This is a genomic window from Ruegeria sp. BC8, assembly GCF_056535705.1.
On sequence record NZ_JBQFIV010000001.1, the window covers coordinates 305,434 to 327,497 of the forward strand.

General features: G+C 61.0%; 24 protein-coding genes. 11 read left to right on the forward strand and 13 right to left on the reverse strand.

The annotated features are described in order from the left end of the window. The first annotated feature begins 104 nt into the window (after window positions 1-104). Entirely contained in the window at window positions 105-830 is a 726-nt protein-coding gene (gene recO, locus ACR3EK_RS01760; protein WP_170367964.1) for a DNA repair protein RecO, read from the forward strand. Here the strand turns inward: recO and ACR3EK_RS01765 are convergent. The 3 genes from ACR3EK_RS01765 to ACR3EK_RS01775 all read right to left on the reverse strand — a co-directional run bounded on the left by ACR3EK_RS01765 (window position 814) and on the right by ACR3EK_RS01775 (window position 3,696). Then, window positions 814-1,206, reverse strand: a complete 393-nt coding sequence (locus ACR3EK_RS01765; RefSeq protein WP_170361550.1) for an META domain-containing protein — start codon at window positions 1,204-1,206, stop codon at window positions 814-816. The two genes, recO and ACR3EK_RS01765, sit on opposite strands and share 17 nt — an antisense overlap. A gap of 25 nt (window positions 1,207-1,231) precedes the next feature. Continuing rightward, entirely contained in the window at window positions 1,232-1,759 is a 528-nt protein-coding gene (locus ACR3EK_RS01770) for a hypothetical protein (protein WP_480632524.1), read from the reverse strand. A 245-nt stretch (window positions 1,760-2,004) separates the two neighbouring features. Then, window positions 2,005-3,696 (reverse strand): acyl-CoA dehydrogenase family protein, encoded by a 1,692-nt coding sequence (locus ACR3EK_RS01775; protein WP_480632525.1) that lies wholly within the window; start codon window positions 3,694-3,696, stop codon window positions 2,005-2,007. 144 nt (window positions 3,697-3,840) lie between these two features. Here ACR3EK_RS01775 and ACR3EK_RS01780 point away from each other — a divergent pair, with 144 nt between their 5' ends. Further along, entirely contained in the window at window positions 3,841-4,605 is a 765-nt protein-coding gene (locus ACR3EK_RS01780) for a sulfite exporter TauE/SafE family protein (protein WP_480632526.1), read from the forward strand. Window positions 4,606-4,609: 4 nt separating this feature from the next. Here the strand turns inward: ACR3EK_RS01780 and ACR3EK_RS01785 are convergent, their stop codons facing one another. The 3 genes from ACR3EK_RS01785 to ACR3EK_RS01795 all read right to left on the reverse strand — a co-directional run bounded on the left by ACR3EK_RS01785 (window position 4,610) and on the right by ACR3EK_RS01795 (window position 7,449). Beyond that, window positions 4,610-5,152 (reverse strand): hypothetical protein, encoded by a 543-nt coding sequence (locus tag ACR3EK_RS01785; RefSeq protein ID WP_254430024.1) that lies wholly within the window; start codon window positions 5,150-5,152, stop codon window positions 4,610-4,612. 32 nt (window positions 5,153-5,184) lie between these two features. Next, window positions 5,185-5,502 carry a hypothetical protein gene (locus tag ACR3EK_RS01790; RefSeq protein WP_254920234.1) on the reverse strand — a complete coding sequence of 106 codons (318 nt, stop codon included), beginning with the start codon at window positions 5,500-5,502 and terminating at the stop codon, window positions 5,185-5,187. Window positions 5,503-5,850: 348 nt separating this feature from the next. After that, window positions 5,851-7,449, reverse strand: a complete 1,599-nt coding sequence (locus ACR3EK_RS01795; RefSeq protein ID WP_480632527.1) for a phosphoenolpyruvate carboxykinase — start codon at window positions 7,447-7,449, stop codon at window positions 5,851-5,853. 346 nt (window positions 7,450-7,795) lie between these two features. Here ACR3EK_RS01795 and ACR3EK_RS01800 point away from each other — a divergent pair, with 346 nt between their 5' ends. The 7 genes from ACR3EK_RS01800 to ACR3EK_RS01830 are packed head-to-tail and all read left to right on the forward strand — an operon-like array spanning window position 7,796 to window position 13,217. Then, a complete protein-coding gene (locus ACR3EK_RS01800) occupies window positions 7,796-8,500 on the forward strand; it encodes a response regulator transcription factor (RefSeq protein ID WP_170342637.1) in 705 nt (234 codons plus the stop codon). A 35-nt stretch (window positions 8,501-8,535) separates the two neighbouring features. Next, entirely contained in the window at window positions 8,536-10,248 is a 1,713-nt protein-coding gene (locus ACR3EK_RS01805) for a sensor histidine kinase (protein WP_480632528.1), read from the forward strand. A 51-nt stretch (window positions 10,249-10,299) separates the two neighbouring features. Continuing rightward, entirely contained in the window at window positions 10,300-10,722 is a 423-nt protein-coding gene (locus ACR3EK_RS01810) for an HPr kinase/phosphorylase (protein ID WP_254437156.1), read from the forward strand. After that, window positions 10,719-11,600: an RNase adapter RapZ gene (gene rapZ, locus ACR3EK_RS01815; protein ID WP_170343439.1), complete on the forward strand. Its 882-nt coding sequence runs from the start codon at window positions 10,719-10,721 to the stop codon at window positions 11,598-11,600. Before ACR3EK_RS01810 ends, rapZ begins: the two co-directional genes overlap by 4 nt. Next, the gene (locus ACR3EK_RS01820; RefSeq protein WP_093965293.1) at window positions 11,597-11,989 is read left to right on the forward strand and encodes a PTS sugar transporter subunit IIA; all 393 of its coding nucleotides are present in this window, start codon (window positions 11,597-11,599) and stop codon (window positions 11,987-11,989) included. The genes rapZ and ACR3EK_RS01820 overlap by 4 nt, the downstream gene beginning before the upstream one ends. A gap of 17 nt (window positions 11,990-12,006) precedes the next feature. Further along, complete coding sequence (locus ACR3EK_RS01825; RefSeq protein WP_170343440.1) at window positions 12,007-12,276, forward strand: HPr family phosphocarrier protein; 270 nt, start codon at window positions 12,007-12,009, stop codon at window positions 12,274-12,276. A gap of 41 nt (window positions 12,277-12,317) precedes the next feature. Further along, a complete protein-coding gene (locus tag ACR3EK_RS01830; protein WP_170343441.1) occupies window positions 12,318-13,217 on the forward strand; it encodes a lysophospholipid acyltransferase family protein in 900 nt (299 codons plus the stop codon). A 56-nt stretch (window positions 13,218-13,273) separates the two neighbouring features. On the opposite strand, the gene ACR3EK_RS01835 is transcribed toward ACR3EK_RS01830, so the two are convergent. Then, a complete protein-coding gene (locus tag ACR3EK_RS01835) occupies window positions 13,274-14,149 on the reverse strand; it encodes a 3-hydroxybutyryl-CoA dehydrogenase (protein WP_170407999.1) in 876 nt (291 codons plus the stop codon). 165 nt (window positions 14,150-14,314) lie between these two features. Between ACR3EK_RS01835 and ACR3EK_RS01840 the strand changes: the two genes are divergently transcribed. Further along, entirely contained in the window at window positions 14,315-15,142 is an 828-nt protein-coding gene (locus tag ACR3EK_RS01840; RefSeq protein WP_480632529.1) for a DUF6473 family protein, read from the forward strand. Between the two features lie 48 nt (window positions 15,143-15,190). Here ACR3EK_RS01840 and ACR3EK_RS01845 read toward each other — a convergent pair whose 3' ends face one another. The 6 genes from ACR3EK_RS01845 to ACR3EK_RS01870 form a co-directional block, all read right to left on the reverse strand. Then, entirely contained in the window at window positions 15,191-16,120 is a 930-nt protein-coding gene (locus ACR3EK_RS01845; RefSeq protein WP_170361565.1) for an electron transfer flavoprotein subunit alpha/FixB family protein, read from the reverse strand. Continuing rightward, window positions 16,120-16,878, reverse strand: coding sequence for an electron transfer flavoprotein subunit beta/FixA family protein (locus ACR3EK_RS01850; protein ID WP_093965302.1), 759 nt, complete (start codon window positions 16,876-16,878; stop codon window positions 16,120-16,122). The genes ACR3EK_RS01845 and ACR3EK_RS01850 overlap by 1 nt, the downstream gene beginning before the upstream one ends. A gap of 232 nt (window positions 16,879-17,110) precedes the next feature. Next, the gene (locus ACR3EK_RS01855) at window positions 17,111-17,683 is read right to left on the reverse strand and encodes a cob(I)yrinic acid a,c-diamide adenosyltransferase (protein ID WP_480632530.1); all 573 of its coding nucleotides are present in this window, start codon (window positions 17,681-17,683) and stop codon (window positions 17,111-17,113) included. Continuing rightward, the gene (locus tag ACR3EK_RS01860) at window positions 17,684-17,887 is read right to left on the reverse strand and encodes a twin transmembrane helix small protein (RefSeq protein WP_093965306.1); all 204 of its coding nucleotides are present in this window, start codon (window positions 17,885-17,887) and stop codon (window positions 17,684-17,686) included. It lies immediately after the preceding gene. 80 nt (window positions 17,888-17,967) lie between these two features. Further along, window positions 17,968-18,795, reverse strand: coding sequence for an SDR family NAD(P)-dependent oxidoreductase (locus tag ACR3EK_RS01865; RefSeq protein ID WP_475142768.1), 828 nt, complete (start codon window positions 18,793-18,795; stop codon window positions 17,968-17,970). Window positions 18,796-18,863: 68 nt separating this feature from the next. Beyond that, window positions 18,864-19,490 (reverse strand): SH3 domain-containing protein, encoded by a 627-nt coding sequence (locus ACR3EK_RS01870; RefSeq protein WP_244952481.1) that lies wholly within the window; start codon window positions 19,488-19,490, stop codon window positions 18,864-18,866. Window positions 19,491-19,689: 199 nt separating this feature from the next. Here ACR3EK_RS01870 and ACR3EK_RS01875 point away from each other — a divergent pair, with 199 nt between their 5' ends. Continuing rightward, entirely contained in the window at window positions 19,690-22,038 is a 2,349-nt protein-coding gene (locus ACR3EK_RS01875) for a DNA topoisomerase IV subunit A (RefSeq protein WP_170392192.1), read from the forward strand. Window positions 22,039-22,064: the final 26 nt, after the last annotated feature.

Sequence of the window (22,064 nt, forward strand, 5' to 3'; positions counted from 1 at the left end):
ATTCCGGCACGTCAGCCGGCGTCTTCCGATTGAATTTGCTTCTTTCCGCGCCGCGCCGTACCGTCGCGGTCCGACGCGATCTCAAGGCAACCCAAGGGCCCCGCATGGACTGGCGCGACCATGGCATTCTACTGACCGCCCGCCGCCACGGCGAAACCGCGGCCATCATCGAGGTGTTCACCGAAACCCATGGCCGCCATGCGGGCGTGGTGCGCGGGGGTGCCAGCCGCAAGATCGCGCCCATCCTGCAGCCCGGCGCGCAGTTGGACGTGCTGTGGCGGGCGCGGCTGCAGGAACATATCGGCACTTTCCAGGTCGAACCGCTGCGCTCGCGCGCGGCGGCGGCGTTTTCGGGGCGGCTGGCGCTGTCGGGGCTGAACGCGGTCGTGGCGCTGCTGTCCTTCTGCCTGCCTGAGCGCGAACCACACCCCGCAATCTATCGACAGACGGAACAGCTGATGGATCTGCTGGGCCAGGACGAGATCTGGCCGCTGGCTTACCTGCGCTGGGAACTGGCCCTGCTTGAAGAGCTGGGTTTTGGGCTGGACCTGACCCGCTGTGCCGTGACCGGCACTACCGAGGGGCTGGCCTATGTCTCGCCCAAGACCGGCCGGGCGGTCAGTGCCGAAGGCGCCGGGGATTGGGCCGACCGCCTGCTGCCTCTGCCGCCGGTGCTGCGCGGGCAGGGGGCCGCCCCGGATGACGAGATCGCCGCCGGGCTGCGCACCACCGGCTATTTCCTGGCACATCGCGTGGCGCCATCGCTGGGTCACACGCCGCTGCCCGAAGCCCGCGCCCGCTTTGTCGATCAGTTCACTCGGCGGCTTTGAACACCATCTCGTGCCCGTCCTCGTTGCGCAGGATCAGCACGTCGCCCGACACCTCGGACTGCGTCATCGCCAGCAGCGCGGCGAAATAGAACCCTTCGGCCTCAATCCCGGCGCAGGCGGCGCGGGTGGCGGACAGGTCGGTGATTTCGAACCACGGATAGGGCGCGTTCAATGTGCCCGAGTAGCTGTTGCAGGGCGCGTTTCCGGCAATCTTGCCGTCTTCGGGAAAGCGCAGCAGGGCGCTGGCGTCATAGGGTTGGCCGTTCACCTCCTGCAGCACCCAGGTGCGGTCGGCTGCGCCATAGGCGGCGACGCTTTCGTCGCGGTCACATTGCAGCAGGGCAAGGGCGGGCAGGATCAGGCTCAGGCGCAGCATAAGGGCTTTCTATCCCGACTTGGCGTCATTGCGCCAGCAGTTCGGCGCGCACCTCCATCCGGGGGCGCCAGTTGTAGCGTGTGTCCTCGCGCACCGGGGCCCAGAACAGGTGACCCCCGTTGCGCCAGCCGTCCAGAACGATCGCGTCAAATGGCCCGTCGCCCTTGGCACTAATCGCGGCCGAGTGGTGGATGATCCGGAACGGGGTCGGCGGCGAAGTGATCCAGTGCAGGTCCAGCGTGCGGAAGTTCTCTTTCCGCAGGCGCTTGAGGATGTCCTCGGCCCAGTCATTGCACAGCCCGCGTTCGCGAAAACCGTTGATGACCTTGGCGTTGTGGATGATCGCCGGATCGGTGACCCGGTACTCGGCCCTCAGCTGCAGCGCATAGTCATGGGCGATCTGCGCCGCGCGGGCGGCTTCCTGCGGATCGACATCAGGGCTGAGGTTCTGAATGGCGCGGGTCAGACCGGCAACATCGCCCGAGGTCGTGCCGGACGGCGTGCTGCATCCTGCAAACAAGAGGCCAAGAACAAGGATCAGAAGGCGCGCCATGGTTTCTCCGCAAGGCTTGATCGGGCATCTGCATTGCGGCGGCGCAGCATGATGCGGTTCGCAGGCTACTTAGCCGAAACCGGTACCGGAACCCAAGGCATATTTTGTTCTCCGCCCGAGCGTACGGTCGAGATCAGGGATGTACAATCCGGAAGATCGGGGCCCGAGAACCTGTTTGATTTGTAAAAAAGAAAAGACCCGGCGCTGGGCCGGGTCAAGTTGGGGAAACCGCGACGGGCGGGCGCTCAGGCCAGCAGACGCCGCGCGATGACTTGCGCCTGGATCTCGGCGGCGCCTTCAAAGATGTTCAGGATGCGGGCGTCGCACAGCACCCGGCTGATCTTGTATTCCAGCGCAAAGCCGTTGCCGCCGTGAATCTGCAACCCGTTGTCCGCCGCGGCCCAGGCGACGCGCGCGCCCAGCAGCTTGGCCATCCCGGCCTCGAGGTCGCAGCGGTGGCCGTTGTCCTTCTCCCAGGCGCTGAAATAGGTCAGTTGGCGCGCGATCATGATTTCGACCGCCATCATCGCCAGCTTGCCCGACACGCGCGGGAAGTTGATCAGGGCCTTGCCGAATTGCTTGCGCTCCTGCGCGTATTGCATGGCGATGTCCAGCGCGCTTTGGGCCACACCGATGGCGCGGGCGGCGGTCTGGATGCGCGCGGATTCGAAGGTTTCCATGAGCTGCTTGAAGCCCTTGCCTTCCTCGCCGCCCAGCAGGTTCTCGCCCTTGACGTGGAAGCCGTCGAAGGCCAGTTCGTATTCCTTCATGCCGCGATAGCCCAGCACCTCGATCTCGCCGCCGGTCATGCCGGGGGTCGGGAAGGGGTCGTCGTCGGTGCCGGGCGTCTTTTCAGCCAGGAACATCGACAAGCCCCGGTGATCGGTGGTTTCGGGATCGGTACGCGCCAGCAACGTCATCACATGGGTGCGCGCGGCATGGGTGATCCAGGTCTTGTTGCCGGTGATCTTGTAGTCGCCGTTCGCGTCCTTGACCGCGCGGGTGCGCAAGCTGCCAAGGTCCGAGCCGGTGTTGGGTTCGGTGAACACGGCCGTCGGCAGGATCTCGGCACTGGCGATCTTGGGCAGCCATTGGGCCTTTTGGTCGTCGGTGCCGCCCGCGATGATCAACTCGGCCGCGATCTCGGACCGGGTGCCCAGGCTGCCGACGCCGATATACCCGCGCGACAGTTCTTCAGAGACGACGCACATCGACGCCTTGGACAGGCCGAACCCGCCATATTCCTCGGGGATGGTCAGGCCGAATACGCCCATCTCGGCCAGTTCCTCGATGATTTCCATCGGGATCAGCTCGTCCTTCAGGTGCCATTCATGGGCGTTGGGCTCGACCCGATCCAGCGCATAGCGGCGGAACTGCTCGCGGATCATCTCAAGCTCTTCGTCCAGGCCCGAGGCGCCGAACATGGTGGCCCCGGATTGGTCTTGCATCAGCTGAACCAGACGGCTGCGCGCGGCCTGGCTATTGGCCTGTGCCATCAGAGTCTGCACCTCGGCGCATTGGAAGCCCGACAGCGCATCCCAGCCCAGCCCCAGATCCTGCAGGCGCACGACCTCACCCTGGTTCATCGGGATGCCGCCGGCGACCTGGTGCAGATATTCGCCAAAGGCGATCTGGTGCAGCAACTGTTCCATCTCGCCGAACTTGCCCTGGGCGTCCAGCGCCTCGGCCCATTTCTGCATCTGCTGCAGCGACTGGTTGTAGGTCGCCAGCCAAGCCAGCCCATGCGCGGCGGTCTGGTGCGCCTCGACCAAAGCGCCCGAGACGCGACCCTCGGCCGAGACCATCTCGCGCACCGCATCGCGCGCCCGCTCAAAGACGGACTGAACCGCCGGCAGCGCGGCCCCCGTCAGGGTCAGAAGATCAGGCAGAACCGGCTGAGAAGTCATGTTCGTCATATCTTGTCCGTCATGGGCCATGAATCACGTCCTTTGCTGGGTTGTCTGGTCATATCATGCTGCAACTGCAGCGCAACAAAAATTCACAAAATGCGTCGAAAAGGTCCAAAAATTACGTAACGAATTTTGCGATGCAGAGAAAATCTGCGGTGATATGTAGGGGCAATGGATCTGTTTTCTTTGATGTCCCTGCCCGAACTCTGCCTTGCGTTCGCGGTCGCCTTTCTGGCCGGAGCGGTGAAAGGCATGGTCGGTTTCGCCATGCCGATGGTCCTGATTTCGGGGCTCAGCATGATGCTGCCGCCCCAGCTTGCGCTGGCCGGGCTGATCCTGCCAACGGTTGTGACGAACGGGATCCAGGCCTTGAGAGAAGGACGCGCGGCAGCGATGTCTTCCATCCGGCAGTTCCGGGTCTTTCTTTCCGTCGGGCTGGTTTTTTTGTTGGCGAGCGCTCAGCTGATCAGCCTGGTTCCATCGCAGGCTTTCCTTCTGATGATCGGAATTCCCGTCACGTTCTTTGCCACGATCCAACTGCTGGGCGTGAAACTGAGCCTGTCTGAACAATCGCCGAAGATCGAGGCCGCAGTCGGTGCGGTTACCGGGTTCATTGGCGGCATATCAGGCGTTTGGGGACCTCCGACCGTTGCCTATCTGACTGCGCTGAATACCCCCAAATCCGAACAATTGCGCATTCAGGGCGTAATCTATGGCTTGGGAGCCTTGGCTCTGGTCGTGGCGCATATTGGATCAGGCGTGTTGCGGGCTGAAACCGTGCCGTTCTCGGCTGCGCTGACCCTTCCGGCTTTGGCCGGCATGTGGCTGGGATTGCAGATGCATGATCGGATTGATCAGGCCACGTTCCGCAAGGCGACTTTGTTGGTTCTGATGATCGCAGGTGCGAACTTGCTGCGCAGGGGGGTGTTCGGTTGAACGCTCAACCCTTACGTTCAAAATAGCGGAAGGCAAAAAACAGTCCGAACATCAGGAACAGCAGTCCCGAAAGATCGCCGATCAAAAAGGCAAAATACTCGGCCGTCGCGCTGCCAAAAGCCAGGTTGGTCAGGCCGGACACCAGGATTGACGTGATGACTCCGACCCCCATGATGCAGGCCCAGCAGGGCGCCCGATCAGCGGCGGGAAACAGATCCCATCCTAGCCATTTCAACAAATAGAATACGGCCGGCGCCGTCGTGACCGCAATCAAGATGGCCAGCAGGCGGCTGGTCAGAAAAACGTCCGAGCCACCGAGTGTCGCGAAAACCAGAAAGACACCGGGCAGCATGGCCAGTATCGCACGCCACCCCAAGAGCCACGCCGCAAGGACCCGCACGCCGTGCGGAAGAAACAACAGGCTGGCGCGGCTGGGGTACTCTGGAAAGAACACGTTCTGCATGGGCATCAAAACCCAAAAGGTCAGAAACGATGCGCCGATATAGGCCAACGAAGCATAAAACGTGTCAGAGGCCCACGATCGCATCACGTCATGCTTCTTTCAGGATTGCTCAGCGGTCAACGCGGGGCGTTGACGACATACCGTCCCCGGTTGGCGTTTCCGCTTTGGGACAAGTAGCCCTTCTGTACCAGCGACTTGAGGGCGCGGAAGAAGGTCGGGCGCGAAACGCTTTGCACCAAAGTGTGCTCGATCAGGCCATAGGTCCGGACTTCGCGTGTGTCTTTCGACAATTCTTCGGCCGCGTAATAAATGTCACGCTCTACCGGAGAAAGCTCTTCGAGCCCCAACGTGCGTTCCATGCTCTGCATCAACTTGCGCAGTTCCGCCAGTTTCGAGATCTCGGTCATTTCCATTCCTGATTTTACCAGTGCCACCAGTTGATATCCGCTTGGTCAAATGACCCATGATAGTCGCCTATCACACGGCATATCTCATGTTGACACTCATCCCCTTGATAATACACTACCGCCTTGATTAGGCTGCTCATCTTGCGAGTGTGAGTGTCCGCGCGCGAGCTGCCCAAAGGTTTTTTCAGTCTCGGCCCGGTGCATTTTGCGCCGGGCTATTTCCTTGTAATGGGTCCTTGATTTACTGCATGATTTTTAGGCGGGCAACGAATTTGTTCATGCCAATGTCACATTACAACTGCAGGAAGAACAAATAACTGCAAGGACCCGTTATTGTGCGCGCAGGGGCACGCAACCGCGCCCCTGCATGTCGGTTCAGCCGATTGCGACGGCTTTGATGTCTTCGTCGATGAACGGCAAATACTGTTCAAAGTTCTCGGCAAACATGTGCACCAGCTTTTCCGCCTGTTTGTCGAAAGCGGCCTGATCGTCCCAGGTACGGCGCGGATCCAACAGAACTTCGGGCACGCCGGGGACCGTCACCGGAACGTCGAAGCCGAAATTGGCGTCCTTGCGATACTCGGCATCGGCCAGCGACCCGTCCAATGCGGCCGTCAGCAGGGCACGTGTGGCTTTGATCGGCATCCGGCTGCCAACGCCGTATGCGCCGCCGGTCCAGCCGGTATTGACCAGCCAGCATGTCGCGCCGTGCTGGGCGATCTTGTCGCGCAGCAGCTTGCCGTATTCCTCGGGCCGGCGCGGCATGAACGGGGCGCCGAAGCAGGTCGAGAAGGTCGGCTGCGGCTCGGTCACGCCGCGTTCGGTTCCGGCAACCTTCGAGGTGAAGCCCGACAGGAAGTGGTACATCGCCTGCGCCGGGGTCAGCCGGGCGATCGGAGGCAGGACACCGAAGGCATCACAGGTCAGCATAATGATGTTTTTCGGGTGCCCGCCCAGCGCCGTCTTGGAGGCGTTCGAAATGTATTCCAGCGGGTAGGCGCACCGCATGTTCGCAGTCAGGCTGTCATCGTTGAAATCCAGTTCCAGGGTCTCGGGATCGAAGACCATGTTCTCGATCACCGTGCCGAACTTCGACGTGGTCGCGTAGATCTCGGGTTCCGCTTCGGCGCTCAGATTGATGGTCTTGGCATAGCATCCGCCTTCGAAGTTGAAGGTCCCGCGATCCGACCAGCCGTGCTCGTCGTCGCCGATCAGAACACGCGCCGGATCAGCCGAAAGCGTGGTCTTTCCGGTGCCGGACAGGCCGAAGAAAACGGCGGTGTCGACGGGGTTGCCCACCGCATGGTTGGCCGAGCAATGCATCGGCATCACGCCTTTTTCCGGCAGCAGGTAGTTCAGAAGCGTAAACACGGACTTCTTGTTCTCGCCCGCGTATTCGGTGCCGCCGATGAGAATCAGTTTGCGGTCAAAGTTCAGCGCGATCACCGTTTCGCTTCGGCAATCGTGCTTTTTCGGGTCCGCCTGGAAACTGGGGCAGTTGATGATGGTGTAATCTGCGATGAATTCGTCCAGGTCCTCGCGGTCCGGGCGACGCAGCAGGTGCCGGATGAACAGGTTGTGCCAGGCCAGTTCCGTAACCATGCGCACATTGATCGCATAGGCAGTATCAGCGCCGCCAACCAGATCCTGAACGAAGTAGTCCTTGCCTTTCATATGGGCCAGCATGTCGGCGTACAGCGCGTCAAAGCCATCGGGGGTCATTTCCGCGTTGTTTTCCCACCAGATGCTGTCCGCCACGCTTTCGGTCCGGACGACGTGCTTGTCCTTGGGTGACCGGCCCGTGAACTTGCCGGTGGACACCAGAAACGCTCCGCCATTGCCCAGCGTGCCTTCATTCCGCTTGAGCGCCTTCTGAATCAGCGCCGGCTCCATCAAGTTGTAATAGACATTGCCCAGCCCCTCGATGCCTTGATCTTCGAGGCGGAACTGCGGGTTTACCCGTCCAAATGTCATTCGTGTCTTCTCCTGTGGCGGCGCTGCGGCGGTTGGGGCCGTCTGCGCTCATGAGGCGTAGTGCCGGTTAGTCCGGCGGATAAGGGCCTCATATCACGGCCGTTTAGGGCATGAACAGGACGGTTTGGCACAGTTAGCGCAACCAAGGCCGGGTTTAGCGCAACCAAGATTTTCCGGTCGGAAAACCCGGGCACTTTCGGAAGCGCAGGACGACCTTTTTGTCGCAGGATCGTGAACAATGTGGCGCGATTCGTACATCCGGATTGATTCGCGGCCTTAAAAAAGCCAAGAATGCCCTACAAAAAGCAAAAATACATCGTGAGTGAGCAGGTAAAGGGGCAGCCCTATGTCTAAGATTGCACTGGTGGATGACGATCGGAACATTCTGACGTCCGTATCCATGACGCTCGAGGCCGAAGGGTTCGAGGTCGAAACCTACAATGACGGGCAGGCAGCCCTTGATGCGTTCAATAAGAAACTGCCGGACATGGCGGTTCTGGACATCAAGATGCCCCGCATGGACGGCATGGATTTGCTGCAGCGGCTGCGGCAGAAAACCCAGATGCCGGTGATTTTCCTCACGTCCAAAGACGATGAGATCGACGAGGTTCTGGGCCTGCGGATGGGCGCGGATGACTACGTGAAAAAGCCATTCTCTCAACGCCTTCTGGTCGAGCGCATCCGTGCACTGCTGCGCCGTCAGGAAGCGACCGACGGGGATGCGTCGGCTGCAACCACCGGGGACGCAAAGGTGATGGAGCGCGGCGATCTGCGCATGGACCCCCTGCGTCACGCGGTCAGCTGGAAGGGGACCGATGTTTCGCTGACGGTCACGGAATTCCTGCTGCTGCAGGCCTTGGCGCAACGCCCCGGCTTCGTCAAAAGCCGCGATCAGCTGATGGATGTCGCATATGACGATCAGGTCTATGTCGACGACCGGACCATCGACAGCCACATCAAGCGTCTGCGCAAGAAGATGCGTGCGGCTGATCCCGAGTTTTCGGCTATCGAAACGCTGTACGGTATCGGGTACCGTTACAACGAGGAATAAGCCGGGCCGGCTTTCTGCAAAGGTGAATTTGTTTCGTGCGTGACACCGAGCAATCCAGCGAGTTGCGCGACGGTGACGTCGTTCTGGGCGATGATTGGGTCATCCCGCAAGACCCCGAGTCGGCCGAGCTGCGCGCGCGGCGATCGCGGCGTACTCTGTTCACGCTGCGCAACTCGCCGCTGGCGCGCAAGATCATCACGTTCAACCTGATTGCTTTGGTGATCCTGGTCGCAGGGCTGCTGTATCTGGATGACACCCGAAAAGAGAGGGTCCAGCAAACGGCGCGGAACCTGATCGGCGATGCGCAACTGGTCAGCAACGTCTTCGAGGCCCAGCTGCGCCAGGTTGCCGGATCGCGGGACGCTTCTGACCTGAACGTCAAGGCGACCCTTGCCGGGCTGAGCATCCCCGAAGGCGGCGAAGTCTTCGTCTATGACAGCACCGGCACGTTGATCGGCTGGACACGGGGTTCCTCGACCGTGTCGGAATTGCCGGGCCTGATTCAGGCCGAGGCGGATGTTCCGACCGGCAGCACATTGATCTCTGATGCCCTGACCGCCGTCTGGAATGGTCTGTATTCGGTTTTCACCACCGGATCTGAAACCGAGGCGCCGACGCTGGCACAGCGGGTTCAGGACATCATACCAAACGCGCTGGACGGCCACATGCAGGTTCACGCCGTGTCTGATGCGGCCGGAGACACCGTGATTGTGGCGGCGTCGCCAATCGTTCTGGATGGCGCCCCTGTGGGGGCTGTCGCAATGGCTGGCCCCGCCGGAGAAATCGATGCACTGGCTCGAAAAGAGCAGGAGCGCATTCTACAGATGTTTGTCGTTGCCCTGCTGGTCTCGGTGGGTCTCAGCCTTGTGCTGGCCTCGACCATCGCGAACCCGCTGGCGGATCTGGCCGCTGCGGCGGAAATGGGCAAGGACCGCGGCACTGGGGTCAATCCCGGCCGTATCCGCATCCCCGACCTGAGCGCCCGCCCGGACGAGATTGGTCGGCTTAGCCGTGCGCTGCGGGGAATGGTGACGGCGCTCTACAACCGGATAGACGCCAACGAACAGTTCGCGGCTGACGTCGCGCATGAAATCAAGAACCCCTTGGCCAGCCTGCAATCGGCCGTCGGTACGCTGCGAATGATCAAGCGTGACGATCAGCGCGAGAAATTGTTGGGCGTTATTGAGCACGATGTCCGCCGATTGGACCGCCTTGTCAGCGACATCTCGAATGCGTCCCGCCTGGACGCTGAACTGGTCAAAGAGCAGGAGCAGCCCTTCGATCTTCTGAAGCTGATCGGCAATATCAGTCAGTACCTGGGCGAAGATGCCCGATCGAAGGGGATCGACTACATCACGGATTTGCCGTCCAAGCCCATCGTCATAAACGGGCTCGAGGCCCGTCTGGCACAGGTTTTCGTGAACCTGATTACAAATGCCATCTCCTTCTGCGAGGAAAGCGACGCGATCCGCGTTTGGGTGCGCCAACGCGAAAACCGGGTTCTGGTTGTTGTTGAAGACACTGGCCCCGGTATTCCGGATCAGGCCCTGACCAAGGTGTTCAAGCGCTTCTACTCGCAGCGCCCTGCCGAGCATTTCGGCAACAACTCGGGCCTTGGACTTGCGATCTCGAAACAGATTGTCGAGGCCCACGGCGGCGTCATCTGGGCCGAGAATATCCGCCCGACCGAGGCGGACATCACGTCGGACCCGCAAGGTGCGCGGTTTGTCGTGGGTCTTCCCCTTTGAGCGATGTGCGCTTTGCGCCTTCCCGAAAAACCTAGCAATGATCCGGTCTGCATGCACGCCACATGCGTTGCCGTTGCAGGCCGCGGCGCCCTGATTTCGGGGCCGTCCGGGGCCGGAAAATCGGCACTTGCATTGCAGATGATGGGCTTCGGCGCGGACATGGTCGCCGATGATCGTGTAAACCTAACCCTGTCGGGCGACCGGGTGATTGCGGATGCGGTCCCTCAGATCCGAGGATTGGTCGAGGCCCGCGGCGTCGGCCTGCTGCGCGCCACGGCCTGCGGCCCCGTTCCGTTGGAATGGATCGTGGATCTGGATCAAGTGGAATCCCAGCGACTGCCGGAACCGCGACAGGTTCTTGTGCTGGGACATCCTGTTCCCTTGCTTCGTGCCGCCGGCGTCCCCAACTTGGCATCAGCACTTGTTCAACTGATGAAAATGGGGCGCGTCGATCCGCAATGGCCAAGCACATGACAGCACAAACGCGTATCGTTCTAGTGACAGGTCCGTCGGGCGCGGGCCGGTCGACGGCGATTCATGTGCTCGAGGATCTGGGCTATGAGGCCATCGACAACTTGCCTATGGGCCTGTTGCTGCGCCTGATGGAGGGCGCGGATCCATCCCGGCCGATGGCGCTGGGAATCGATGCCCGCAATCGTGATTTCTCGACCATCGGCTTTATCGAATTGGTCGCCAAACTGGGCCGGATGAGCCAGGTGGACCTGTCCACGCTCTATCTGGATTGCAGCGACGACGTGCTGTTGCGCCGGTTTTCGGAAACCCGGCGCCGTCATCCGGTCGCAACCGATGCCAGCCCCGAAACCGGCATCCGCCAGGAAAAGGAATTGTTGGAGCCGATCCGCGAGATCGCCGACACCCTGATCGACACCAGCGTGCTCAACGTGCACCAGCTGCGATCCGAGGTCGAACGCTGGTTCGCCCCCGAAGGAGGCCGGCATCTGGCCGTTTCTATCGAGTCCTTCTCCTACAAACGGGGGCTGCCGCTGGGCCTGGACATGGTGTTCGACTGCCGATTTCTGGCCAACCCCTATTGGCGTCCGGAGCTGCGCGAGGCTGATGGTCGAAATCCGGACGTTGCGTCCTATGTTCAGGCTGACACGAACTATGCCGCCTTTTTTGAACGGGTGGTGGAGCTGTTGCTGTCTCTGCTGCCCGCCTTCAAGGCCGAGGGCAAAACGCACCTGTCGGTCGCCTTCGGCTGTACCGGGGGTCAGCACCGCTCGGTCGCGATGGCCGAAGCGGTCGCAAAAGCCCTTGCAGAGCAGGGGCAGCCGGTGGCAATTAGACACCGCGAGATGGAACGTCGATCGTTGAATGTGAGGCCGGATTGATCGGAATTGTAATCGTGGCGCATGGCGGATTGGCCCAGGAATACCTGGCGGCCATGCAACACGTCGTGGGCAAGCAACCCGGCCTTGTGGCAGTGTCGATCGACGCTGATCATGATCGCGAAGAAAAGCAGGCCGAAATCTGTCGAGCCGCGGATGCTGTGGATGTCGGCGACGGTGTTGTTGTCGTGACCGATCTGTTCGGGGGCAGCCCCTCGAATCTCAGCCTGCGCGCCTGTGCGCCGCAGGACCGTAGAATTCTTTACGGCGCCAACCTTCCGATGCTGATCAAACTGGCCAAAAGCCGCCAACTTCCGGTCGGGGACGCCGTCCGTAGGGCTATGGAGGCTGGACGAAAGTACATCAATGCGCAAAATGTGACATTGGACTGACATCGGATCGATTGAATATGGCCACCAAAAGCTTGAAAATCATCAACGAAAAGGGCTTGCACGCGCGCGCTTCAGCCAAATTGGTCGAGGTAGTCGAAGGGTTTGACGCCCGCGCCGAAGTGTCCAAAGACGGCATGTCCGCGTCGGGTGACAGCATTATGGGCCTTTTGATGTTGGCGGCTTCGCGTGGAACGACTATTGACGTCGAAACGTCCGGGCCGGATGCTGAGGCGCTGGCAGATGCGCTGGAAGCATTGGTGAACGACAAGTTCGGCGAAGGTTTCTGACGCAGGGCACTGCCACAAAACAAGAACGGGAAGACCAGGAATTGGCGGAAACCACGCACGATACCAAGACCAACACGGTGGTGGCCGAGACCGCGGAAGCGGGCGAAATCTACGACCGCCGCACGCTGACCTACGCAAATTCGTTTGACGACGCCTGGACCTCGACGGCCATCAAGGCGATCGAATGGTGCACAGGCAAGCTGACCATTCTGCGCATGGTCAACAAGTTCGAAAAGCAGAATGAAAAGTATCGCGGCCAGAAATTCTGGGGTGGTGCCCTTGGTATCATGGGAATCGACCTGACCACGCCCGAACACCAGATTGCGCGCATTCCGAAAGAGGGGCCCGTTGTGGTGGTGGCCAATCACCCGCATGGGATGGTGGACGGCATGATCCTGGCCGAGTTGATCGGACGAGTGCGCCAGGACTATCGCATCCTGACCCGCTCGGTTCTGACCGGGCTGGATGAAGCCGCGACATCGTTCATGATCCCGGTCCCGTTTCCACATGACCCCGAAGCCCAGAGCAAGATGCTTGAGATGCGGGGCAAAGCGATGGAGCACCTCAAGAACGGTGGTGTCGTCGCGCTGTTCCCATCCGGGGTGGTGATGTCTTCGGACACGTGGTTCGGCCCGGCTCAGGAACGCGAATGGAACGTGTTTACCGCCAAGATGATCCGGCGATCCGGTGCCAAGGTTCTGCCCATCTACTTCCCCGGCAGCAATTCGCGCTGGTACCAGATTGCCAACAAACTATCGGCAATATTGCGTCAAGGACTTCTGCTGCACGAGATCGTCCGGTCCTGCAACAAACCGGTCGGCCCCGTGATCGGAGAGCCGATTTCGGACGAGGACATGAAACTGCTCGAACGCGACCCGCGCGGATTCATGACCTGGCTCAGAAAACACACGCTGGGCTTGGGGCAGTCACCACAAGCCTGATCCACCGTTCATTGGCGCGAAAAAATCGCGGGCGAGCGGGGCGGTCCCTTGACGGCTTAGCGCGTCGGGACCGGAACCTCGCCACGGTAGTCATAAAACCCGCGATCGGTCTTGCGGCCCAGCCAGCCGGCCTCGACGTATTTCGTCAGTAACGGGCAGGGGCGGTACTTTGTATCCGCCAACCCATCATGGAGGACGTTCATGATGGCCAGACAGGTGTCCAGCCCGATGAAATCGGCCAGTTCCAGCGGACCCATGGGGTGATTGGCGCCCAGCTTCATGGACTGGTCGATCGACTGAACACTGCCGACCCCTTCATACAGAGTATAGACGGCCTCGTTGATCATCGGCATCAGGATACGGTTCACGATGAAGGCCGGAAAATCCTCGGCGCTGGCGGCGGTTTTGCCCAACCGATCCACCACCGCCTTGCAGGTGGCAAAGGTCTCTTCGTCGGTGGCGATACCGCGAATCAACTCGACCAATTGCATGACAGGAACCGGGTTCATGAAGTGGAACCCCATGAAACGCTCCGGCCGATCCGTCCGGCTGGCAAGCCGTGTGATCGAAATGGACGAAGTGTTCGACGTCAGGATCGTGTGGGCCTGCAAATGCGGCTGCAGATCCTCGAAAATCGCCTGCTTGATGGCCTCACGCTCGGTCGCGGCTTCGATCACGAGGTCCGTCTGGCCGATCTCCGGAAGGTTCAGCGTGGTCTTGATCCGCTGCAATGCGGCCTGCATCTCGTCGTCACCGATCTTGCCGCGTGACACCTGACGAGCCAGGTTGCCCTTGATCGTTTCAATGGCAGCATCCAGCGCATCCTGGCTGATGTCGTTCAGCAGAACGTTATACCCTGCCAACGCCATCACGTGGGCAATTCCGTTGCCCATCTGGCCCGCGCCGATTACTCCGACTGATTTCACGTCCATATTGAACTGCCTTCCGCATCAAGGTTCAGGGGGACATTATCGGCAGTCCGGGTTGGGCGGCAAGGGGTTGGGACCGGTCCAATTCGCTTCAAATGCGCACATTAGAGTTTTCTAAACACCTAAGGCCGCAGAATGGCAATTGGGTGAAGAAAATGGGTGGCTGACATGAGTTATCATGAGTCGGGCGCGACCGGTGTCGAGGAATCCGTCTGCCGGTACAGGGCGTCAAAACTGTGGTTTCGCGGGCCAAAGCGTGCGTTGCAGGTACCATATGTGGCCTGCGTCGGCGGCACCGAGACATTCGGTCGGTTCGTCGATTCTCCGTTTCCCGCAGCGTTGGAGCAGCGGCTGGAAATGCAGTGTCTGAATCTGGGTAGTCTGTTCACGGGTGCCGAGGGATTGGCGCGGGATCCGGAAATTCTGAGCCTGATGAATGGCGCCGAGGTTTGCGTTGTGCAACTGCCCTCGGCGCTGAATCAGTCCAACCGGTTCTACCGTGTTCATCCCCGACGCAATGATCGGGTGCTCCAGGCAACCTCGGACCTTTCCGCGTTGTACCCCGAAGTTGACTTCGCGGACGTTCATTTTGTGCGGCACCTTATGTCCAGGTTGTCGGCATTTTCGGACGCACGGTTCGAAGTGGTGGCCGCCGAGTTGCGGCGGGCTTGGGCAGAGGCGCTTCGCACCCTGTTGGACAACGTCACCAGCCGGTTTCTGCTGCTGTGGCTGGACTGGGATCACAGCGCGGCAATCGGGCCAGATGCACACGGGGTATCTGATCCGGTGCCGATTACACAGGCCATGATTGATGGGGTGTCGGATGGAGGGGTGGCAATCGTGAAGATGACGGTGCGCCCTTCAGGTGCTTCGGATGATCTTGAGGACATGCTGTTCGGCACGATGCAGCAACCGATGGCGGAATATATGATCGGGCCTGCCACGCACCGGGCCATTGCCGAACGTTTGCTGCCTGCGATCCGAGACCTCGAATGAAAAAGGCCCGCCGATTGGCGGGCCTTGAATTCTCGAAAAGAAGGGCCGTCAGCCCAGCTTTTCGGTCAGCTCCGGCACAGCCTGGAACAGGTCGGCGACCAGGCCGTAGTCCGCGACCTGGAAGATCGGAGCTTCTTCGTCTTTGTTGATCGCGACGATGATCTTCGAATCCTTCATGCCGGCCAGGTGCTGGATCGCACCCGAAATACCAACCGCGATGTACAGATCGGGTGCAACGACCTTGCCGGTCTGACCCACCTGCCAATCGTTCGGGGCATAGCCCGAGTCGACTGCCGCGCGGCTGGCACCAACCGCCGCGCCCAGCTTGTCGGCCAGGGCTTCGATCAGTTTGAAGTCTTCTTCCGAGCCAACACCACGGCCGCCCGAGACAACGACGCCGGCCGAGGTCAGTTCCGGACGGTCGCTTTCGGCGACCTTGTCCTCGACCCAGTCCGACAGGCCGGGGTTTTCACCGACCGATACGGTCTCGACCGGGGCCGATCCGCCTTCGCCGGCCGCATCAAAGCTGGCCGTACGGAAGGTGATGACCTTCTTGGCGTCGTTCGACTTGACGGTCTGGATCGCGTTGCCCGCGTAGATCGGGCGCTCGAAGGTCGAGCCGTCCACCACGCCCGACGCGTCCGAGATGACCATCACGTCCAGCAGCGCGGCCACGCGCGGCATCACGTTCTTGGCGTCGGTGGTGGCGGGCGCCACGATATGTTCATAGCCATCGGCCAGGCTGACGATCAGCGCGGCGGTCGATTCGGCCAGACGGTGGCCCAGCGACGGGTCTTCGGCGACCAGGACCTTGGACACGCCGTCGATCTTGGCGGCGGCTTCGCCGGCAGCGGCGGCCGAGCCGCCCGCGGCCAGAACGGTCACGTCACCCAGCTGCTTGGCTGCGGTGACCGCCTTGGCGGTTGCGTCCATCGCCAGTTCGCCATTGTTGACTTCGGCAAGCAGAAGTACAGCCATTACACAGCCCCCGCTTCTTTGAGTTTCCCGACCAGCTCGTCGACCGAGCCCACGATGATGCCAGCGGCGCGTGCCGGCGGCTCTTCGGTCTTGACGACTTCGAGGCGCGGCGTGACGTCGACGCCGTAATCGGCGGCGGTTTTTTCGTCCAGCGGCTTTTTCTTGGCCTTCATGATGTTCGGCAGCGACGCATAGCGCGGCTCGTTCAGGCGCAGGTCGACGGTGATGATGGCCGGCATCTTGACACTGATGGTCTGCAGACCGCCGTCAACTTCACGCGTGACCTTGGCGGTGTCGCCTTCGATGTCCAGTTCGGACGCGAAGGTGCCCTGGCTCCAGCCCAGCAGTGCCGACAGCATCTGACCGGTGGCGTTCATGTCGTTGTCGATCGCCTGCTTGCCGCACAGAACCAGTCCGGGCTGCTCTTCCTCGACCACCTTGGCCAGGATCTTGGCGACGGCCAGCGGCTCGATGTCCTGGTGGACGTCGTCCGCCGCGACGACCAAGATGGCGCGGTCTGCACCCATCGCCAGCGCGGTGCGCAGCGTTTCCTGCGCCTGCTTGACGCCGATCGAAACGGCCACGACCTCTTCGGCCTTGCCGGCTTCTTTCAGGCGGATCGCCTCTTCGACGGCAATCTCGTCGAACGGGTTCATCGACATTTTGACATTGGCGAGATCAACACCGCTGCCGTCCGCTTTGACGCGAACTTTAACGTTGTAGTCGATCACGCGCTTGACAGGCACAAGTACCTTCATTTTTGCGTACGCTCCTTACAAAAACGGCAAGCCGCAATGCGACTCCACCAATGCTCTCGTCGGCCTAGATAGCGCCTTGCGGGGCGTCGGGACAGGGCAAAATCGTCACGTCATGTCGTGGGGACGTCGCGTTTCACGCTTTTTGACGTGAAGGAACGAAATATTGTTACCCGGCCGATGGGCGGTTTTGCCGCGCCGGATGGTGCAAAAACGCATTCAAGAAGCTCGGGTTTCAGCGGTTCGCGCCCGGAACCCACAAGACGTCATCGCGGCCGCCATTGTTGGCGCAGCGGGCTGCCACGAAGAACCAGTCGCTGAGGCGGTTGAGGTATTTTACCGCGGCCGCGTTCACCGGTTCCATGTTGGTCAGTTCGACAGACAGGCGCTCGGCGCGCCGCGAGACCGTGCGGCAGACATGCAGATGCGCCGCCAGCTTTGATCCGCCCGGCAGGATGAAGCTGCGCAACGGCTCGAGATCCGCGTTCATCGCGTCGATTTCCGATTCCAGACGATCGATCTGGGCCGGGGCGATCCGCAGGGGCGGGTAGTCGGCCTCGGCATCCTTTTCCATGTCGGGGCGGCACAGGTCAGCGCCCAGGTCGAACAGATCGTTCTGGATGCGGGCCAGCGCCGCATCGACCTCGCCCTCAGCCTCGGTGCGCGCCACGCCGACAAATGCGTTCAACTCGTCCACCGTGCCATAGGCCGCCACGCGGCCCGAGTATTTCGCAACCCGTTCGCCATTGCCCAGCGCGGTTTTGCCATCGTCACCGGTGCGGGTGTAAATCTTGTTCAGAACGACCATCTACTGCACTCCCTGTCCACGCAAATAGACGTAGAGCACGATCAGTACCACGGCAATGAATTGAAACAGGATGCGCAGCCGCATCATCTTGTTGCTTTTCTTGGCAGCCGCCATACCGCCCTTGCCGAAATTGGATATGCCGATGGCCAGAACAACGACGACCGCCGCCATGGCCAAAAGAAGTACGCCCATTAGAAGGTCCATGAACTCACCGTCCGCATTTGTTGTATCCTTTCCGCACCATCTAGCGGGGCGGCCCGCGAAAGCGAACGGGTAATTTCGTCTCAGATACCCGAAAGGATGCGGTCTATCGTGCCCGTTGGCAGAATGCGGCGCAGATAACCCGCGATATAGGTCGGTGTGGTCACGTAGTATCGAGCCTTGGGCGACTTTGCCTCGAGCGCGCGGGCAAGTTTGTCGGTTACCGCAGACGCCGGCAGCTCGAACCGGTCGGGGCCCGAGTCTTCGTACAGACGTTTGAGCAGCGACCCCTCATACTTGTCGCGTAGGGCCGAGTTTTCCCAGTCTATGAACCGTTCAAAAATCGGTATGGCTTTTTCGCGCAGCTTAGAGGTGATGGGACCGGGTTCAATCAGCACCACTTTGATGCCGGTGCCGCGCAGCTCCAGCCTCATCGTATCGGTCAGGCCTTCGATTGCGTATTTCGTGGCGACGTAAGCACCGCGCCAGGGAAAGGCGACCAGACCCAGTACCGACGAGTTCTGCACGATGCGGCCATGGCCCTGTGCACGCATGACGGGTATCACCTGGCGGGTCAGTTCGTGCCAGCCAAAAACATTGGTCTCGAAGATATGGCGCAACCCGTCGGTGGGCACATCTTCGATCGCACCGGGCAGGCCATGGGCGCCGTTGTTGAACAGCGCTTCCAATGTGCCGCCCGTTGCTTCGAGAACACTGGCCAATCCCGAAGTGATCGTTTCGGCATCGGTATAGTCGATTCTTGGGCTGTCAAAGCCCTGAGCCCTCAGCCTGTCGCAATCGCGCTGATGTCTGCAGGCGGCAAACACGCGCCATCCGCGTGCACGCATCCCGTGTGCCGCGTCCAGACCAATGCCGGATGAGCATCCGGTGATGAGGATGGATTTCTGCATGTCTGCCCCAAAGTCGTCCTCGGCAAAAACTATTGCGAGGATCGGCCTCCGGCAATGACGGCATCACGTCAATTTGTGCTTTTTCGGATCAACGAGGAGGAAATCCAGCCAACCTGTTGCTCGGGCAACACGCGCAGGCGCAGCCAGCCGGTTCCGGACTCGCTCAGAACTTCGACCTGCTGACCCATCCGCGCTTTGCCGATGATCGGATAGATCGTGCCGGGGCCGTCGCGCATGTTCACGCGGGTGCCGGACACGATGCGGATGTCTTTCGGCGGCTCTGCGGGTGCAGGGGCGGCTGCCGTTTCCGGTTCGGCGTCGGTGTCCAAAACCTGGACGGCCGCGTTTTCATCCAGCGACGCCAGCGAAAAGGTGCCGCCGGTATTGTCGAAACTGGACAGATCAGAATTCAGACCGGCCGCGATCTGCGCTAGCAACGCCTCGGTATCGACGGCATCGGCGGCGGGGATCGGTTCCGGCTTAGGTTCGGACGGCTTGGCGGGGCGCAGGGCCACTTTCGTCACAAGCTCGGTTGCCGGGGAGGGGACCAGTGGCCTGGGCTCGGGTTTCTCACCTGCCGCAACGACGGGTGGTGCCTCGGCGCGGGTTCCGCGCGGTTCGAATTCGGATCCACCGCTCATGACGTAGAAGAACCAGCCGAGCATGGCAAAAGTAACAAGCATAAGGCGCGTCATGGCGCATCCCCCGGTAATCATAACAACAAGAAAAAGGCAGCATTCAATTGTTGGGATCCTACCATAGTTCGGGTCCCGAGTCGAAAATCGGGGGAAATCGCCGGGTTGGCTCCCCCTGTTGCAAAAATCCCGACTTGTCCCCAGCAAAATATGCCTTGGTTGCTTTACCACGCGCGCCGGGCGTCGTATCACATCATCTATGAACGACACGATCGACGACCCCAACATGGAGGCCCCCGACGCCGGGGGTGAGGTGGCCGAACCGCTGCGCCGGGCAATTGGCGAGCGTTATCTAACCTATGCTCTCTCCACCATCATGCACCGCGCGCTGCCGGATGCGCGCGACGGGCTGAAGCCGGTTCACCGGCGAATCCTCTACGCTATGCGCGAGCTGCGACTCAGCTCCTCGGGCGGGTTCCGCAAGTCGGCCAAGATCTCGGGTGACGTGATGGGTAACTATCACCCGCACGGGGACGCCGCGATCTATGACGCGATGGCGCGTCTGGCGCAGGATTTCAACGTCCGCTACCCGCTGGTCGACGGGCAGGGGAATTTCGGCAATATCGACGGCGACAACCCGGCGGCCTCGCGCTACACCGAGGCCCGGATGACCATCGTTGCCGAGGCGTTGCTGGAGGGGCTGAACGAGGACGCCGTCGATTTCCGCGACAACTATGACGGCACGCTGACCGAACCGGTCGTCTTGCCGGCACAGTTCCCGAACCTTCTGGCCAATGGCGCCTCAGGCATTGCCGTGGGCATGGCGACGAACATCCCGCCCCACAACATCGCCGAGCTGTGCGACGCCTGTCTGCATCTGATCAAGACGCCCGACGCGCGTGACGACACGCTGCTGAACTATGTGCCGGGGCCCGATTTCCCAACGGGCGGCGTAATCGTAGAACCGGCCGAGAATATCGCGCAGGCTTATCGCACCGGGCGCGGATCGTTCCGGCTGCGTTGCAAATACGAGGTCGAGGATCTGGGCCGCGGCCAGTGGCAGATCGTGGTCACCGAGATCCCGTATCAGGTTCAGAAATCCAAGCTGATCGAAAAGATCGCCGAGCTGATCCAGACCAAAAAGATCCCGATCCTGGGCGATGTGCGCGACGAATCCGCCGACGACATCCGCCTCATCCTCGAACCGCGCTCCAAGAACGTGGACCCCGAGGTGTTGATGAACATGCTGTATCGTAACTCGGATCTCGAGGTGCGGTTCAGCCTGAACATGAACGTGCTGATCGACGGGGTGACGCCCAAGGTCTGTTCGATGAAGGAAGTACTGCGCGCCTTCCTCGATCACCGGCAAGAGGTGCTGCTGCGCCGCTCTCGTCACCGCATGGACAAGATCGACCACCGGTTGGAGGTGTTGGAGGGCTTTATCGTTGCCTTCCTGAATCTCGACCGCGTGATTGATATCATCCGCTATGACGACGATCCCAAGGCCGCGCTGATGCGCGAGAATTGGGGCATCGACCATGTCCGCGCCACCAGCGAGGCCGACTATGTCTCGCCCAAGCCGGGCGAGGGCGAATTGTCCGAAGTTCAGGTCGACGCGATCCTGAACATGCGCCTGCGCAGCCTGCGTCGGCTCGAAGAGATGGAACTGGTCCGTGAGCGTGACGCGCTGATGGAAGAGCGCGCAGAACTCGAGGATCTGCTGGCGGATGAGGGTCTGCAATGGGCCAAGATCGCCGAGCAGCTGAAAGAGACCAAGAAGACCTTCGGCAAAGATTATGAGGGCGGCGCGCGTCGCACCCGCTTTGCCGAAGCAGGCGAGGTCGAGGACGTACCGCTAGAGGCGATGATCGACAAGGAGCCGATCACGGTCGTCTGCTCGCAGATGGGCTGGATCCGCGCCATGACCGGCCATATCGACCTGAACCGCGAGCTGAAGTTCAAGGACGGCGACGGGCCGCGGTTCATCTTCCATGCGGAAACCACCGACCGGCTGCTGGTCTTCGCATCGAACGGGCGGGTCTACACGGTCAGCGCCGCGAACCTTCCCGGTGGCCGGGGAATGGGTGAGCCGCTGCGCCTGATGGTCGATCTGCCCAACGAGGCGCAGATCGTCGATATCCTGATCCACAAGCCGGGGCGCAAATTGCTGGTTGCTTCGGATGCGGGCAACGGGTTCATGGTGCCCGAGGACGAGGTGCTGGCCCAGACCCGCAACGGCAAACAGGTGCTGAACGTCAAGGATGACGAGCGCGCGGTGATCTGCAAGCCGATCGAGGGCGATCACGTCGCTGTGGTATCACAGAATGGCAAGTTTCTGGTGTTCCCGGTCTCCGAACTGCCCGAGATGACGCGGGGCAAGGGCGTGCGTCTCCAGAAATACAACATGGCGCGCGGGCGCCAGGGCACGCTGGAGCTGGATGGCGGCCTGTCCGACCTGACGACGTTCAACTGGGAGGACGGTTTGAAATGGTCAATGGGCGGCGACAAGACGCGGCATGAGGCAGATATGTCTCAATGGCTGGCAAAGCGCGCAAGCGTCGGAAAAAAACCGCCCTATGGGTTCCCGCGCGATTACAAGTTCTCGTGATCGTGCTCCGACCACGGTGGAAATCT